The sequence below is a fragment of the Micromonospora sp. II genome (genome assembly GCF_001709195.1).
In the GTDB taxonomy this organism is placed as follows: Bacteria; Actinomycetota; Actinomycetes; order Mycobacteriales; family Micromonosporaceae; genus Micromonospora; species Micromonospora chalcea.
The window spans coordinates 117925-132618 of sequence record NZ_LYXF01000009.1 but is presented as its reverse complement, the minus strand read 5'-3'; the positions used below and the strand labels follow the sequence as shown (position 1 = coordinate 132618).

Here is a 14694-nt window from a genome sequence, read left to right as displayed (position 1 = left end):
GTTCAGCTGGCTGCGGCCGTCGGGTAGCCGTAGAGGTCCAGCAGCCGGACCCGGGACGCCTGGAGGCGGTCCACCACCACGCTCATGAACCGGCTGGTGAGCTGGCGGCCGAGCGTGTCGTCGGACTCCATCAGCTGGCGTACCCCGTCGGCGTCGAGTTCCACGGCGGTGCTGCGCTGGGTGGCGACCGCGCCGAACTGCCAGCGGTACGGCGGGAACAGCCAGGACCAGCCGAGCACGCCGCCCGGGCCGATCGTCTCGATGCCCACGTCGCCGCGGCCCGGCACCGGGAAGTCGAGTGCCACCTGGCCACCGCGGACGAGCCAGAACCGGTCGGCCGGCGCGCCGGCGCGGAACAGCCGGTGCCCGGGGTGCCAGACCACCGGGCGGGCGTACCCGGTGAGCCGGGGCAGCCACTCGTCGGGCAGCCCGGCCAGGAAGGGGTGGACGCGGAGCATTTCCAGCGGGGTCATCGCGCCTCCAGGATCGACAGGAGGGAGCACTGGTTCCCATTCCACCTCGCGAACGGCCCGGCCGGTAGGGGCCGATGGTCCCGGCCGTGCCGGGCGGATCGACTCTGCCCAGGTGGGGGCCGTCGGCGCAGGCTGAGGGGGAACCGAAGGAGGACGTCATGACCGACAGGACCGGTGCCCCCGTCGTGGTGGGCGTGGACGGCTCCCCGTCCGCGCTGGACGCGGTACGGCTGGCCGCACGAGAGGCGGTGCTGCGGCACCGGCCGCTGCGGGTGGTGAACGCCTTCCTGTGGCCGCTGGTCGGCACGCCGCTGGGCATGGTCGCCCCGGTGCTGCCCGACATCGAGCTGCGCCAGGAGGCCGAGAAGCTGGTCGAGGAGGCGGTGGACGAGGCCCGCAAGGTCGACGCGGAGCTGGCGGTGACCGGCGCGGTGGTCGACGGCGGGCCGGTCGCGGTGCTGCTGCGGGAGAGCCGCGACGCCGCGCTGCTCGTGCTGGGCCACCGTGGCCTGGGCGGCTTCGCCGAACTCCTGGTCGGCTCGGCGGCGGTGCAGCTCTCCGCCCGCGCGGACTGCCCGGTTCTCGTCGCCCGGGGCGAGGCCCGCGCCGACGGCCCGGTGGTGGTCGGCGTGGACGGCTCCGCGCTGTCCGACGAGGCGGTCGGGTTCGCGTTCGCCGAGGCCGCGGCGCGCGACGCCGAGCTGGTGGTGGTGCACACCTGGCTGTACCCGCAGCCGGTGAGCTACCGCGAGGCGTTCGGCGACGTCCTGCCGCTGGCGTACGAGCCGGAGCAGTTGCGCGCCGACGAGCAGCGGGTGCTGGCCGACGCGGTCGCCGGCTGGACCGAGCGCTACCCGGAGGTCACGGTGCGGCCGAAGCTGGTCGCCGCCGCCACGCCGGCCCGAGTGCTGGTCGAGGAGTCCGTCGGGGCGCAGCTGACGGTGGTCGGCGCGCACGGGCGGGGTAGCCTCGGCTCGCTGCTGCTCGGCTCGGTCAGCCACGCCGTGCTGCACCACTGCCACAGCCCGCTGGCCGTCGTCCGGCACCGCGGGGGCCGGGAACGCTGACCCCGGTTCGGCGGTCCCGGCGCCGCCGGGACCGCCACAATGGCCTGAGCCGACCGGAGGGAACAGACCTGATGAACCGACCCGTCGTGGTGGGAGTGGACGGATCGCCGTCCAGCCTGGCCGCCGCCGACCTGGCTGCCGCGACCGCCGTGGCACGTTCCCGGCCGCTGGTGCTGGTGCACGGCTACCTGCACCCGCTCGGCTACGGCGTGCCGCTCAACCCGTACGACCTGGGGGTGCCGGCGCCCACCGCGGAGGCGGAGAAGATGCTCGAGTCGGTCGCCGCCGACCTGACCGAGCGGCACCCGGGCCTGCGGGTGCAGGTGCGCCAGGTGGCCGGCGGTCCGGGCGCGACGATGGTCGAGGAGTCCCGCCGCGCCGAGCTGGTCGTGGTGGGCAGCCGGGGCGTGGGCGGTTTCGCCGGCCTGCTGCTCGGCTCGGTCAGCGGGCAGCTCGCGCAGCACGGGCACTGCCCGGTGCTGATCGTCCGCCCGGAGGAGCAGCCGATTCCGGTGGACGGGCCGGTGCTGGTCGGCGTGGACGGCTCCGACTCGGCCGCGTACGCGATCGAGCTGGCTGCCGACGAGGCCGAGCGGCGCGACGCGGAGCTGGTGCTGATGCACGTCCGGTCGCCGGAACGCGGCGCGGTGGCGCCCGAGGTCGCGGCGGAGGCCTCCACCGCCGAGCGGGCCGAGGCGGCGGGACTGCTGGCCGAGGCAGCGGAGCGGGTCCGGTCGGCGCATCCGGGCCTGCGGGTGACGGAGCGGTCCGTCACCTCCCCCTCGCCGGAGACTGCGCTCGTCGAGGCCAGCGGCGAGGCGGCGCTCGTGGTGGTCGGCTCCCGGGGCCGGGGCGGCTTCGTCGGGCTGCTGCTCGGCTCGGTCAGCCAGGCAATGGTGCAGCACTCCCACTGCCCGGTGCTCGTCGCCCACCGGCCCGAGCCGGCCGACGACTGAGCCGCCTCGCGGGCGGCGGCCCCGCGCCGGCCCTGTCCGTCGGGCCGCCCGGCGCGAGAGATGTCTTCCGAGCGATATGACTGAGAGGCATAAATATGCCTCTCAGTCATATCGAGTTTCCGGCGTGGTTTCGCCGGGACGGTAACGCTCGGTAGCGGTCGCCTCCGCGCCGCACCGCCCCCCGGCGTCAGGCCGGGTCGCGGCCGGCGAGCAGGTCGGCGAAGTCGGTGGTGAGCGCGAACGGGTCGGCCGGGCCGGTCGCGGGCGGGCGGCGGTCCACCTGCTCGGCCAGCTCGGCGGCGGCCCGGCGGATCCGGGACCGCAACGCGCTGTCCCCGTCGTCACCGGCCCAGTCCTCCGGCGCGGCGAACACCGCAGTGGGCAGTGTCGCCGCCCGCAGGTACGTGAACATCGGCCGGACCGCGTGCTCCAGCGCGAGGGAGTGCCGGGCGGTGCCGCCGGTCGCCCCGATCAGCACCGGCTTGCCCGCGAGCGTGTCCCGGTCGATCACGTCGAAGAACGACTTGAACAGCCCGTTGTAGGACGCGTTGAAGATCGGCGTCACCGCGATCAGCGCGTCGGCGGCCGCCACGGCGTCGAGTGTCTGTCGCAGCGCGGCCGGCGCGAAGCCGGTGAGCAGGTGGTTCACCACGTCGTGGGCGTGCTCGCGCAGCTCCACGGTGCGCAGTTCCACGGTCGCGCCGCGGCCGGCCAGCTCGTCGCGGGCGGCCGCGGCGAGCTGGTCGGCGAGCAGGCGGGTGGACGACGGCTGGGCGAGCCCGGCCGAGACGACCGCCAGGGTACGACGGGTCATCGCTGCTCCCCGTCGGCCGGCGCGGCGTCGCGGGCGGCCAGCAGGCCGGCGTGGGTGGGCGCCTCGGGCACGTGCGCGGGACGCAGCGAGTCGAACTCCTTGCGCAGCACCGGTACCACCTCCTCGCCCAGCAGGTCGAGCTGCTCCAGCACCGTCTTCAGCGGCAGGCCGGCGTGGTCGATCAGGAAGAGCTGCCGCTGGTAGTCGCCGACGTACTCGCGGAAGCCCAGCGTCCGGTCGATGACCTGCTGCGGGCTGCCCACCGTCAGCGGCGTCTCGCGGGTGAACTCCTCCAGCGACGGGCCGTGCCCGTAGACCGGGGCGTTGTCGAAGTAGGGGCGGAACTCGCGTACCGCGTCCTGGGAGTTGCGGCGCATGAATACCTGCCCGCCGAGGCCGACGATGGCCTGGTCGGGTGAGCCGTGGCCGTAGTGCGCGAACCGCTCCCGGTAGAGGCCGACCATCCGCTGGGTGTGCTCCTTGGGCCAGAAGATGTGGTTGGCGAAGAAGCCGTCGCCGTAGTACGCGGCCTGTTCGGCGATCTCCGGGCTGCGGATCGAGCCGTGCCAGACGAACGGCGGCACGCCGTCGAGCGGGCGCGGGGTCGAGGTGAACGCCTGCAGCGGCGTACGGAACCGGCCCTTCCAGTCGACCACGTCCTCGCGCCAGAGCCGGCGCAGCAGGTCGTAGTTCTCGATGGCCAGGGGGATGCCGTTGCGGATGTCCTGGCCGAACCACGGGTACACGGGCCCGGTGTTGCCGCGCCCCATCATCAGGTCCACCCGGCCGTCGGCGAGGTGCTGCAGCATCGCGTAGTCCTCGGCGATCTTCACCGGGTCGTTGGTGGTGATCAGCGTGGTCGCGGTGGACAGCAGCAGCCGTTCGGTGCGCGCGGCGATCCAGCCGAGCATGGTGGTCGGCGACGACGGCACGAACGGCGGGTTGTGGTGCTCGCCGGTGGCGAAGACGTCCAGGCCGACCTCCTCGGCCTTGAGCGCGATGGCGGTCATGGCCTTGATCCGCTCACGCTCGGACGGCAGTCGCCCGTTTGTCGGGTCGGGGGTGACGTCACCGACGGTGAAGACTCCGAACTGCATGACCAGCTCCTCGCGTGGGGTCCGGACCGGTCGGCCCGGGATCGCTCCTCACAACATATTTGACGAGTCAACTATTCCGGTGGCCGCCCGCCCCGGCGTGGCCCGGATCACGCGCCTCCCACCGACTACCCTTGCCGCGATGACGTACCCCTGGCTCTCCGCGCCCGCCGCGCAGATTGTGCAGACCGCGCGGACGCTGCTCGGCTGGACCGTGTCGGCCGGCGGCGTCACCGTACGCCTCACCGAGGTGGAGGCGTACGCGGGCACCGGCGAGGACCCGGCGTCGCACGCCCACCGCGGGCCGACGCCGCGCAACCAGGTCATGTTCGGGCCCGCCGGGCACGTCTACGTGTACTTCGTGTTCGGCATGCACTGGTGCGCGAACATCGTCTGCGGGCGCGACGGCGAGGCGGCGGCGGTGCTGCTGCGCGCGGGCGAGGTGGTCGGCGGCGTCGAGACCGCCCGCGAGCGCAGGCCGCGCGCCGCCGACCGGGATCTGGCCCGCGGGCCGGCCCGGCTGGTCACCGCGCTCGGGATCGGGCGGGACGCGAACGGCACCTCGGCTATCGACGGCAGCGGCCCGCTGCTGCTGACGCCACCGGCGATCCCGGTCGACCCGGCGCACATCGTCGCCGGGCCGCGTGTCGGGGTCGCCGCCGCGCACGACCTGCCGTGGCGGTTCTGGCTGGCGGACGAGCCGAGCGTGAGCGTCTACCGGCGGCACACCCCGCGTCGCCGGCCCGCTCCGGCCGCCCCGGTGCGGAACTCGCCGGCCTGAATCGGCCGTTCCGGGCAACCCGGGACACCCCGCGGCGCGTCTGTGGTGGCATGACGCGCCGACCCTTCACCATGCGTTGAGGTCACGGTGTTTTACACGAAGGGCTTTCAACGGGGTGTTGACAACGGGCCATTCTTGGGTGTGGGATGGACGACATGGTCACCGTGGACAACGACCCGTTCACCGCTCCGGATGCTGCCCAGGCACGGGCGCACCGCAACTACGCGGCGCTGCTGCGGATCGCCGAGCGGCACGCCGGCACCAACTCCCGCCGCCGTCGCTACGCCCACCCCGACGTGCCCGACGCCTACGAGGCGGCCACGCTGGTGATGGCGCTCGCCGGGGGCGCCGAGCTGGACGAGGGTGAGGAGCCGGTCGACCAGGCCGACCTGATGGCCGCGCTGACGCTCATCCCGCACGTGCGCTCCGAGGTGGACGCACTGGAGGCCGGGCTGCTCCAGGTGGCCCGCGGCCGGGGCATGACCTGGCAGGCGATCGCCTTCGGGCTGGGGCTGGGCAGCGCCCAGGCGGCCCGGCAGCGCTACGAGCGGCTCACCGTCCGCACCGGCACCGGCGACTGACCGGCGGCGCGCACTGTCACAGCCGCGGGCGAGACTGCGCCGGACGACGGCACGGGAGGACGCGATGACGCGCGAGGAGATGCTCGCCTACTGCCTGGCCAAGCCGGGAGCCTGGCTCGACCGGCCGTGGGAGGGCGACGAGGTGGTGAAGGTGGGCAGCCGGATCTTCGCGTTCCTCGGCTCGCCCGAGGGTGAGGCGCGGGTCGGGGTGAAGTGCGGGGCGTCCCGGGAGGTGGCCGACGAGTGGCTGCACCGGTTCCCGGCCGACGCGCGCCCCTCCCCCTACATCGGCCGGTCGGGCTGGAACACGCTGCGGCTCTCCGGCGGCATCCCCGACGACGAGCTGGTCGAGGCGGTCGACGGGTCGTACGACGCGGTGGTGGCGAAGCTGCCGAAACGCGAGCGCCCCACCGGTTGACCGGTGTGATCCGGGGGCAGGCGGGTGCCTGCCCCCGGATCAGCCGCAGGTCAGCGGGGGACGACCCGCTCGGCGGCCCACTCCCGCCAGCCGGTCAGCTTGTCCGCCGCGGCGGCGAGCTGGTCGGCGACCGGGCCGGGCCCGGTGGAGCCGGGCGTGATGCGGGCGGCCAGCGCCGAACGCACCGACAGCACGTCGCGCACCGAAGGGTCCAGGTGCTCGCTGACGGCGGCCAGGTCGGCGTCGGACACCTCGTCCAGCGCGCAGTCCCGGGCCGCGCAGAGCGCCACCAGCTTGCCGGTGATCTCGTGCGCGTCGCGGAACGGCACGTTGCGCCGGACCAGCCAGTCGGCGACCTCGGTGGCGAGCGAGAAACCCGACGGGGCGCTCGCCACCAGCCGGTCCACCCGGACCGTCATCGTGGAGATCATCCCGGCCAGCGCGGGCAGCAGCAGCTCCAGCGTGTCGACCGCGTCGAACGCCGGCTCCTTGTCCTCCTGCATGTCCCGGTCGTACGTCATGGGCAGGCCCTTGAGCATGGTGAGCACGCTCATCAGGCCGCCGACCAGGCGGCCGGACTTGCCCCGGGCCAGCTCGGCGATGTCCGCGTTCTTCTTCTGCGGCATGATCGACGAGCCGGTGGCGAACGCGTCGTCCAGCTCGACCCAGCCGAACTCCTGCGACGTCCAGAGCACCACCTCCTCGCCGAGGCGGGACAGGTGCACGCCGATCATCGCGGTGACGAACAGGAACTCGGCGACGAAGTCGCGGTCCGCGACCGCGTCCATCGAGTTGGCGAACGAGGTGCGGAAGCCCAGCTCCTTGGCGACCGCCACCGGGTCCAGCGGCAGCCCCGACCCGGCCAGCGCGCCCGCGCCGAGCGGGCTGATCGCGGTCCGCTCGTCCCAGTCCCGCATCCGCTCCAGGTCGCGCAGCAGCGGCTGCACGTGGGCCAGCAGCCAGTGCCCGAACGTCACCGGCTGGGCGTGCTGCAGGTGCGTCATGCCCGGCGCGGCGGTGTCCACGTGCCGCTCCGCCTGCTCGACGAGGGCCTCGGCCAGCTCGACCAGCCGGGCCGCCACCCCGCGGGCGTGGTCACGCAGGTAGAGCCGCAGGTCGGTGGCGACCTGGTCGTTGCGGGACCGGCCGGCGCGCAGCTTGCCGCCGAGGCTGCCCAGCCGCTCCAGCAGGCCACGCTCCAGCGCGGTGTGCACGTCCTCGTCGTCGACGGTCGGGCGGAACGCGCCGGAGGCGCACGCCGCCTCCAGGTCGTCCAGCGCGGCAAGCATCCGGCCCAGTTCGTCCGGGTCGAGCAGGCCGGCGCCGGCCAGGACCCGGGCGTGCGCGCGGGAACCGGCGATGTCGTACGGGGCGAGGCGCCAGTCGAACTGGACACTCACCGACAGCCGCGCGAGCGCCTCGGCGGGGCCGCCGGCGAACCGGCCGCCCCAGAGGCTCGTCCGGTTGGCGGGGGCGCTGTTCTCGGTCAGGCTCTTGTCGTCCACCCCACCCATTGTGGTGCCCCCCATCAGACTCCTCCCATCCGGGCGTCCCGCGCCGCCGCCATCCGGCTGGGCAGGCCCCACAACTGCACGAAACCCTTCGCCAGCGACTGGTCGAACGTGTCACCGGTGTCGTACGTGGCGAGGCCGAAGTCGTACAGGCTCGCCTCGGAACGCCGGCCGGTCACCACGGCCCGGCCGCCGTGCAGCCGCAGCCGCACCTCGCCGCTGACGTGCCGCTGGGCGTCGTCGATGAACGCGTCCAGCGCGCGCTTCAGCGGCGAGAACCAGAGCCCGTCGTAGACCAGCTCACCCCAGCGCTGGTCGACGCCGCGCTTGAACCGGGCCAGGTCCCGCTCGACGGTGACCGCCTCCAGCTCCTGGTGGGCGGTGATCAGGGCGAGGGCGCCGGGTGCCTCGTACACCTCGCGGCTCTTGATGCCGACCAGTCGGTCCTCGACCATGTCGAGCCGGCCCACGCCGTGCGCCCCGGCGCGCCGGTTCAGCTCCCGGATCGCCTCGTACGGGGTGACCGTCTCGCCGTCGATCGCGACCGGGACGCCGGCGTCGAACGTGAGCACCACGTCGTCCGGGTCGCGTTCCGACGCCGGGTCGACGGTGTACGCGTAGAGGTCCTCGACCGGGGCGTTCCAGATGTCCTCCAGGAAGCCGGTCTCCACCGCGCGGCCCCACAGGTTCTGGTCGATCGAGTACGGCGACTTCGCCGACACGTCGATCGGCAGCCCCTTCTCCTCGGCGAACGCGATCGCCTTGTCCCGGGTCCAGGCGAAGTCCCGGGCCGGGGCGATCACCTTCAGGTCGGGCGCGAGCGCGCCCAGGCCGACCTCGAAGCGGACCTGGTCGTTGCCCTTGCCGGTGCAGCCGTGCGACACGATCGTGCCGCCGTGGGCGCGCGCCGCGGCGACCAGGTGCTTGACGATCAGCGGCCGGGACAGCGCGGACACCAGCGGGTACCGGTCCATGTAGAGGGCGTTGGCCCGGATCGCCGGCAGGCAGTAGTCGGCGGCGAACTCGTCGCGCGCGTCCACCACCTCGGCCTCGACCGCGCCGCAGTCGAGCGCGCGCTGCCGGATCACGGCCATGTCCTCGCCGCCCTGACCGACGTCGACCGCCACCGCGATGATCTCCGCGCCGGTCTGCTCGGCCAGGTACGGAATGGCGACCGAGGTGTCCAGGCCCCCGGAGTACGCCAGCACGACCCGCTCGGTCACGTCGTGCTCCCTTCGACTGTGTCGTCCCGGCGGGCCCAGGCGGCGAGCCGCTCACCCAGCGCCGCCCCGCCGTCGGCCTCCCGGGCCACGACGAGGATGGTGTCGTCGCCGGCGATGGTGCCGACGATCTCGGTCAGGCCGGCCCGGTCCAGCGCGCTGGCGAGGTACTGGGCCGCGCCCGGCGGGGTGCGCAGCACCGCGATGTTGCCGCTGGAGTCGACGCCGTTGAGCAGCTCACGCAGCAGCCGGACCAGCCGGGCCGGCGCGCCCTCGGCGTCGCGCAGCGGCCGGTGCCCGTCCTCCGGGATCAGGTAGACGCCCCGCCCGTCACCGCCGCGCGCGGTCACCGCCCCCAGTTCCTTCAGGTCCCGCGACAGCGTGGCCTGGGTGACCTGGATGCCGTCCCCGGCGAGCAGGTCGGCCAGCTCGGTCTGCGAGTGGATCGGGGTGTCGCGGATCAGCTCGACGATGCGGGCGTGCCGCGCGGCGCGGGTCAGCGGAGCGGTCATGCGGATTCCTCCAGGAGAAACGTCAGCAGCGCCTTCTGGGCGTGCAGCCGATTCTCCGCCTGGTCGAACACCGCGCTGTGCGGGCCGTCGAGCGCCTCGTCGGTGATCTCCTCGCCCCGGTGGGCGGGCAGGCAGTGCAGCACGATCACGTCGGCGTCGGCGTAGCCGAGCAGCGCGGCGTTGACCTGGTACGGCAGGAACGGCGTGATCCGGTCCAGCCCGTCGGACTCCTGTCCCATCGACGTCCAGGTGTCGGTGGCGACAACGTGCGCGCCGCGTACCGCCTCGGCCGGGTCGGTGAGCACCTGGACCGAGCCGCCGGTGGTGGCGGCGATCTTCTCCGCGCGGGCCACGATCTCCGGGTCCGGCTGGAACCCGGCCGGGCCGGCGATCCGCACGTGCATCCCGGCGGTCGCGCCGGCCAGCAGGTACGAGTGGGCCATGTTGTTCGCCGCGTCGCCCACGTACGCGAGGATCCGCCCGGCGGTGCCGCCGAAGCGCTCCCGCACGGTGAGCAGGTCGGCCAGCATCTGGCAGGGGTGGTACGTGTCGGTGAGCGCGTTGACCACCGGCACCGTGGCGTGCTCGGCGACCTCGGCGATCCGGTCGTCGCCGTGGGTGCGCAGCACGATCGCGGCGACGTAGCGGGACAGCACCCGGCCGGCGTCGGCCAGCGTCTCGCCGCGGCCGAAGTGGGTGACCTGGGTGTCCACCACCAGCGGGTGCCCGCCCAGTTCGGCGATGCCCACGTCGAACGAGATCCGGGTCCGCAGGCTCTGCTTGTCGAACAGCACCGCCACCGACTTCGGTCCGGCCAGCGGCTGGTGGCCGTACCGGTCGGTCTTCATCCGGGCGGCGAGGTCGAGCACGGCGGCCTGCTCGGCGGGCGTGAGGTCGTCGTCGCGCAGGAAGTGGCGGATCATGCGGGAGCCTCCGTCGGGGTCGTGGCGTCGGACGCGGCGTCGTCGGCGGTCGCTGCGGCGTCGGTGGAAGGGTGCGGCGCGGCGGCGGACAGCGCGGCGGGCAGCGCGGCGACGAAGGCGTCGGCCTGCGCCACGGTGAGGATCAGCGGCGGGGCGAGCCGGATCACGTCCGGCTGCACCGGGTTCACCAGGAAACCCGCGTCGCGCAGCGCTGCCGCCGCGGCGGCGGAGACCGGCTGGTCGAGCACGATGCCGAGCAGCAGCCCGGCGCCGCGCACCTCACGGACCAGCGGGTGACCGAGCGCCTCGACGCCGCGCCGCAGCCGCTCGCCGACGCGCTTGACGTGGTCGAGCAGGCCCTCGTGCGCGATCGTGGAGACGACCGCGAGCGCGGCGGCGCAGCTGATCGGGTTGCCGCCGAACGTGGTGCCGTGCGAGCCGGGGGTGAGCAGGTCGGCGGCCCGGCCGAAGGCCAGGCAGGCGCCCAGCGGCAGGCCGCCGCCGAGGCCCTTGGCGAGCGTGATGACGTCCGGCTCGACGCCGTCGGCCTGGTGGGCGAACCAGTGGCCGGTCCGGCCGATGCCGGTCTGCACCTCGTCCAGCACCAGCAGCGCGCCGTGCGCGGCGGTGATCCGCCGGGCCGCGGCGAGGTAGCCGGGCGGCGGGACGACCACGCCGTTCTCGCCCTGGATCGGCTCGATGATCAGCATGGCGGTGTCGTCGGTGACCGCCTCGGCCAGCGCGTCGGCGTCGCCGAACGGCACGTGCGTCACGTCGCCGGGCAGCGGGCGGAACGGGTCGGCCTTGGCGGGCTGCCCGGTCAGCGCCAGCGCGCCCATGGTCCGGCCGTGGAAGCCGCCGTGGGTGGCGACCACGTGCCGGCGGCCGGTGAGCCGGGACAGTTTGAACGCCGCCTCGTTGGCCTCCGCGCCGGAGTTGGCGAAGAACACCCGGCCGGGGCGGCCGGCCAGCGCGAGCAGCAGCTCGGCCAGCGCCACCGGCGGCTCGGCGACGAACAGGTTCGACACGTGCCCGAGCGTCGCGACCTGCTTGCTGACGGCGGCCACCACCGCCGGGTGGGCGTGGCCGAGCGCGTTGACGGCGATGCCACCGAGCAGGTCGACGTACTCCCGGCCGGTCTCGTCGGTCACGACGGCGCCGGAGCCGGAGACGAGCGCCAGCGGCGGCGTGCCGTAGTTGTCCATCATGGTGGCGTTCCACCGCTGCACCAGCGTGCTCATGAGTCGATCACCATGGTTCCGAAGCCCTCCGACGTGAACACTTCCAGCAGCGTGGAGTGGGCGACCCGGCCGTCGACGACGTGCGCGGCGGGCACTCCCCCGCGCACCGCCCGCAGGCAGGCCTCCATCTTCGGGACCATGCCCGACTCCAGGGACGGCAGCAGCTTCGCCAGGTCGTCCGCGGTGATCTCGCTGACCAGGCTGGACGTGTCCGGCCAGTCGGCGTACAGGCCCGGGACGTCGGTCAGCACGACCAGCTTGCGGGCGTCCAGCGCCACCGCGAGCGCGGCGGCGGCGGTGTCCGCGTTGAGGTTGTGCAGCACCCCGTCGGCGTCCGGCGCGACTGTCGAGATGACCGGGATCCGGCCGGCGGCGATCAGGTCGGTGACCGCCGAGACGTTCACCGACTCCACGTCGCCCACCTGGCCCACGTCGACCGCTTCGCCGTCCACGTACGCGGGACGGCGCACGGCGGTGAACAGCCCGGCGTCCTCGCCGGAGAGGCCGACCGCGTACGGGCCGTGCGCGTTGATCAGCCCGACCAGTTCCCGGCCGACCTGGCCGACCAGGACCATCCGGACCACGTCCATCGCCTCCGGCGTGGTGACCCGCAGGCCGCCCCGGAACTCGCTGGCGATGCCGAGCCGGCCGAGCATGGCGGAGATCTGCGGGCCGCCGCCGTGCACCACCACCGGCTTCAGGCCGGCGTAGCGCAGGAACACCATGTCGGCGGCGAACGCCCGCTGCAGTTCCGGGTCGACCATGGCGTTGCCGCCGTACTTGACCACGACGGTGGCGCCGGAGAAGCGGGCCAGCCAGGGCAGCGCCTCGATCAGCGTGGCGGCCTTGGCCTGGGCCCGGGTGAGGTCAGCACTCAAGTTCATGTGGAATAGGCCGAGTTCTCGTGTACGTACGCGTGGGACAGGTCGTTGGTCCAGATGGTGGCGGTGTCGACGCCGGCGTGCAGGTCGATCCGGACGGTGACGCCGCGGCCGGTGAGGTCCACCTTGGCGCGGTCCTCGGCGGCGGCGCCGCCCCGGCACACCCAGATGCCGTTGACCGCGACGTCGACGCCGTCCGGCTCGAACACGGCGGTGGTGGTGCCGACCGCGGCGAGGATGCGGCCCCAGTTCGGGTCGTTGCCGAACAGCGCGGTCTTGACCAGGTTGTTGCGGGCCACCGTGCGGCCCACCTCGACCGCGTCGTCCTCGCTCGCCGCGCCGACCACCTCGATCGCGACCTCCTTGGTCGCGCCCTCCGCGTCGGCCAGGAGCTGCTGGGCCAGGTCGTGGCAGGCGGCGGTGACCGCGGCGGTCAGCTCGGCCTCGGTCGGCTCGATGCCGGAGGCGCCGCTGGCGAGCAGCAGCACCGTGTCGTTGGTGGACATGCAGCCGTCGGAGTCGATCCGGTCGAACGTGATCCGGGTGGCGGCGCGCAGCGCGGCGTCCAGGGCGTCCGGCCCGGCCACCGCGTCGGTGGTGAGCACGCAGAGCATGGTGGCCATGGCCGGGGCGAGCATGCCCGCGCCCTTGGCCATGCCGCCGACGGTCCAGCCCGTACCCTGCGCCACTGTCGTCTTGGGCCGGGTGTCGGTGGTCATGATGGCCTCGGCGGCCGCCGGGCCGCCGTCGCGGGACAGGCCGCGCACCGCGTCGCGTACGCCGGGAAGCAGCTTGTCCATCGGCAGCCGCTCGCCGATCAGGCCGGTCGAGCAGACCGCGACCTCGCCCGCGCCGACGATGAGCCGCGCGTTCGCCGCGGTGATCGCGGCGGCGGTGTGCTCGGCGGTGGCGTGCGTGTCCTGGAACCCGGCCGGGCCGGTGCAGGCGTTCGCGCCGCCGGAGTTGAGCACCACGGCGCGCACGACGCCGCCGTGCACGACCTGCTGGCTCCACAGCACCGGCGCGGCCTTGACCCGGTTGGCGGTGAAGACACCGGCGACACCGGCGTCCGGGCCGTCGTTGATCACGAGGGCGACGTCGGGCGCGCCGGAGGACTTCAGTCCGGCCGCGACACCTGCGGCGCGGAACCCACGGGGGACGGTGACGCTCACGGGGCCACTCCAAACACGGACAGACCGGTGGTCTCGGGGAGACCCACCATCAGGTTGGCGTTCTGCACGGCCTGGCCGGCCGCGCCCTTGCCCAGGTTGTCGATCGCGCTGACCACGATCACCCGCCCCGAGTCGACGTCCACCGTCGCCTGGAGGTGGCAGGAGTTCGACCCGGCGGTGGCGGCGGTGTGCGGCCACGCGCCCTCGGGCAGCACGTGCACGAACGGCGCGTCGGCGTACGCGGCGGCCAGCACCGCGCGCGGGTCGGCGTCGCCGGTGGGCACGGCGGTGACGGTGGCCAGGATGCCCCGGGGCATCGGCGCGAGCACCGGGGTGAAGGACAGGCCGGTCGCGCCGGTGGCCTGCTTGATCTCCGGCACGTGCTGGTGCGCGCCCACCTTGTAGGGCGACAGGTCGCCCATCACCTCGCTGCCGAGCAGGTGGGTCTTGGCGGCCCGGCCCGCGCCGGAGGTGCCGGAGGCGGCGACCACCACCACGTCGTCGGGGCGTACCGCGCCGGCCGCGATCAGCGGCGCCAGCGCCAGCGTGGTCGCCACCGCGTAGCAGCCGGTGCTGGCCACCCGCGACGCGGCGGCGATCTCGGCCCGCTGGCCGGGCAGCTCGGGCAGCCCGTAGGTCCAGGCGCCGGCGTGCTCCCCGCCGTAGTAGCGGGACCAGGCGCCGGCGTCGCGCAGCCGGTGGTCCGCGCCCAGGTCGACCACCTTGACCGAATCGGGCAGCGCCGCGGCGAGCGCCGCGGACTGCCCGTGCGGCAGGGCCAGGAACACCAGGTCCGCGTCGGCCAGGGTCGCCGGTTCGGTCGCGGCGAAGACCAGGTCCAGGCCGGCGAGCTGCGGGTGTACGGCGGTGACCGGCTGACCGGCCTGGGTGTGCGCGGTGGCGGCGATCAGCTCGAACTCGGGGTGACCGGCGAGCAGGCGCAGCAGTTCGCCCCCGGCGTATCCACTCGCCCCGGCCACCACTGTTCGAATGCCCATACCCACCTCCGCATGACTATGCAGAGAAGGGTACCGGTCGGGGCGACCTCAT

At 74.1% G+C, this 14694-nt stretch carries 16 protein-coding genes; 5 read left to right on the top strand and 11 right to left on the bottom strand.

What is annotated here, in order from left to right:
• Nucleotides 1–2 precede the first annotated feature (2 nt).
• A complete protein-coding gene (locus tag A8711_RS06280; protein WP_069087695.1) occupies nt 3–473 on the bottom strand; it encodes a cyclic nucleotide-binding domain-containing protein in 471 nt (156 codons plus the stop codon).
• A 158-nt stretch (nt 474–631) separates the two neighbouring features.
• Between A8711_RS06280 and A8711_RS06275 the strand changes: the two genes are divergently transcribed.
• Complete coding sequence (locus A8711_RS06275) at nt 632–1540, top strand: universal stress protein (protein WP_069087694.1); 909 nt, start codon at nt 632–634, stop codon at nt 1538–1540.
• Nucleotides 1541–1611: 71 nt separating this feature from the next.
• Complete coding sequence (locus tag A8711_RS06270; RefSeq protein ID WP_069087693.1) at nt 1612–2496, top strand: universal stress protein; 885 nt, start codon at nt 1612–1614, stop codon at nt 2494–2496.
• Nucleotides 2497–2683: 187 nt separating this feature from the next.
• Here A8711_RS06270 and A8711_RS06265 read toward each other — a convergent pair whose 3' ends face one another.
• Both A8711_RS06265 and A8711_RS06260 read right to left on the bottom strand, forming a co-directional pair.
• The gene (locus A8711_RS06265) at nt 2684–3310 is read right to left on the bottom strand and encodes a CE1759 family FMN reductase (RefSeq protein WP_043324915.1); all 627 of its coding nucleotides are present in this window, start codon (nt 3308–3310) and stop codon (nt 2684–2686) included.
• Nucleotides 3307–4407 carry an LLM class flavin-dependent oxidoreductase gene (locus A8711_RS06260; RefSeq protein WP_043324916.1) on the bottom strand — a complete coding sequence of 367 codons (1101 nt, stop codon included), beginning with the start codon at nt 4405–4407 and terminating at the stop codon, nt 3307–3309. Before A8711_RS06260 ends, A8711_RS06265 begins: the two co-directional genes overlap by 4 nt.
• Nucleotides 4408–4546: 139 nt before the next feature.
• On the opposite strand from A8711_RS06260, the gene A8711_RS06255 reads away from it, so the two are divergent.
• The 3 genes from A8711_RS06255 to A8711_RS06245 all read left to right on the top strand — a co-directional run bounded on the left by A8711_RS06255 (nt 4547) and on the right by A8711_RS06245 (nt 6184).
• A complete protein-coding gene (locus tag A8711_RS06255; RefSeq protein WP_069087692.1) occupies nt 4547–5185 on the top strand; it encodes a DNA-3-methyladenine glycosylase in 639 nt (212 codons plus the stop codon).
• A gap of 155 nt (nt 5186–5340) precedes the next feature.
• Nucleotides 5341–5766: a hypothetical protein gene (locus A8711_RS06250; protein WP_036343457.1), complete on the top strand. Its 426-nt coding sequence runs from the start codon at nt 5341–5343 to the stop codon at nt 5764–5766.
• Between the two features lie 64 nt (nt 5767–5830).
• On the top strand, nt 5831–6184 hold the full coding sequence (locus A8711_RS06245; protein ID WP_064448489.1) for an MmcQ/YjbR family DNA-binding protein: 354 nt from the start codon (nt 5831–5833) through the stop codon (nt 6182–6184).
• Nucleotides 6185–6234: 50 nt separating this feature from the next.
• Here A8711_RS06245 and argH read toward each other — a convergent pair whose 3' ends face one another.
• The 8 genes from argH to argC are packed head-to-tail and all read right to left on the bottom strand — an operon-like array spanning nt 6235 to nt 14642.
• Nucleotides 6235–7698 (bottom strand): argininosuccinate lyase, encoded by a 1464-nt coding sequence (gene argH / locus A8711_RS06240; RefSeq protein ID WP_030271078.1) that lies wholly within the window; start codon nt 7696–7698, stop codon nt 6235–6237.
• Nucleotides 7699–7712: 14 nt separating this feature from the next.
• Nucleotides 7713–8918 carry an argininosuccinate synthase gene (locus A8711_RS06235; protein ID WP_069087691.1) on the bottom strand — a complete coding sequence of 402 codons (1206 nt, stop codon included), beginning with the start codon at nt 8916–8918 and terminating at the stop codon, nt 7713–7715.
• Nucleotides 8915–9427 (bottom strand): arginine repressor, encoded by a 513-nt coding sequence (locus tag A8711_RS06230; protein WP_043324920.1) that lies wholly within the window; start codon nt 9425–9427, stop codon nt 8915–8917. The genes A8711_RS06235 and A8711_RS06230 overlap by 4 nt, the downstream gene beginning before the upstream one ends.
• Nucleotides 9424–10350: an ornithine carbamoyltransferase gene (gene argF / locus A8711_RS06225; RefSeq protein WP_069087690.1), complete on the bottom strand. Its 927-nt coding sequence runs from the start codon at nt 10348–10350 to the stop codon at nt 9424–9426. Before argF ends, A8711_RS06230 begins: the two co-directional genes overlap by 4 nt.
• Nucleotides 10347–11591 carry an acetylornithine transaminase gene (locus A8711_RS06220; RefSeq protein ID WP_069087689.1) on the bottom strand — a complete coding sequence of 415 codons (1245 nt, stop codon included), beginning with the start codon at nt 11589–11591 and terminating at the stop codon, nt 10347–10349. Before A8711_RS06220 ends, argF begins: the two co-directional genes overlap by 4 nt.
• The gene (argB, locus tag A8711_RS06215) at nt 11588–12475 is read right to left on the bottom strand and encodes an acetylglutamate kinase (protein WP_043324923.1); all 888 of its coding nucleotides are present in this window, start codon (nt 12473–12475) and stop codon (nt 11588–11590) included. Before argB ends, A8711_RS06220 begins: the two co-directional genes overlap by 4 nt.
• A complete protein-coding gene (gene argJ, locus A8711_RS06210) occupies nt 12472–13644 on the bottom strand; it encodes a bifunctional glutamate N-acetyltransferase/amino-acid acetyltransferase ArgJ (RefSeq protein ID WP_069087688.1) in 1173 nt (390 codons plus the stop codon). Before argJ ends, argB begins: the two co-directional genes overlap by 4 nt.
• Entirely contained in the window at nt 13641–14642 is a 1002-nt protein-coding gene (argC, locus tag A8711_RS06205) for an N-acetyl-gamma-glutamyl-phosphate reductase (RefSeq protein WP_064448492.1), read from the bottom strand. The genes argJ and argC overlap by 4 nt, the downstream gene beginning before the upstream one ends.
• Nucleotides 14643–14694 lie beyond the last annotated feature (52 nt).

Coding starts and splice junctions, on each gene's coding strand:
- A8711_RS06220 (WP_069087689.1), bottom strand. CDS start 11,591: ATGAGCACGCTGGTGCAGCGGTGGAACGCCACCATGATGGACAACTAC.
- A8711_RS06270 (WP_069087693.1), top strand. CDS start 1,612: ATGAACCGACCCGTCGTGGTGGGAGTGGACGGATCGCCGTCCAGCCTG.
- A8711_RS06230 (WP_043324920.1), bottom strand. CDS start 9,427: ATGACCGCTCCGCTGACCCGCGCCGCGCGGCACGCCCGCATCGTCGAG.
- A8711_RS06280 (WP_069087695.1), bottom strand. CDS start 473: ATGACCCCGCTGGAAATGCTCCGCGTCCACCCCTTCCTGGCCGGGCTG.
- A8711_RS06275 (WP_069087694.1), top strand. CDS start 632: ATGACCGACAGGACCGGTGCCCCCGTCGTGGTGGGCGTGGACGGCTCC.
- A8711_RS06250 (WP_036343457.1), top strand. CDS start 5,341: ATGGTCACCGTGGACAACGACCCGTTCACCGCTCCGGATGCTGCCCAG.
- argB (WP_043324923.1), bottom strand. CDS start 12,475: ATGAACTTGAGTGCTGACCTCACCCGGGCCCAGGCCAAGGCCGCCACG.
- argC (WP_064448492.1), bottom strand. CDS start 14,642: ATGGGCATTCGAACAGTGGTGGCCGGGGCGAGTGGATACGCCGGGGGC.
- A8711_RS06245 (WP_064448489.1), top strand. CDS start 5,831: ATGACGCGCGAGGAGATGCTCGCCTACTGCCTGGCCAAGCCGGGAGCC.
- A8711_RS06260 (WP_043324916.1), bottom strand. CDS start 4,407: ATGCAGTTCGGAGTCTTCACCGTCGGTGACGTCACCCCCGACCCGACA.
- argF (WP_069087690.1), bottom strand. CDS start 10,350: ATGATCCGCCACTTCCTGCGCGACGACGACCTCACGCCCGCCGAGCAG.
- A8711_RS06255 (WP_069087692.1), top strand. CDS start 4,547: ATGACGTACCCCTGGCTCTCCGCGCCCGCCGCGCAGATTGTGCAGACC.
- argH (WP_030271078.1), bottom strand. CDS start 7,698: ATGGGTGGGGTGGACGACAAGAGCCTGACCGAGAACAGCGCCCCCGCC.
- A8711_RS06265 (WP_043324915.1), bottom strand. CDS start 3,310: ATGACCCGTCGTACCCTGGCGGTCGTCTCGGCCGGGCTCGCCCAGCCG.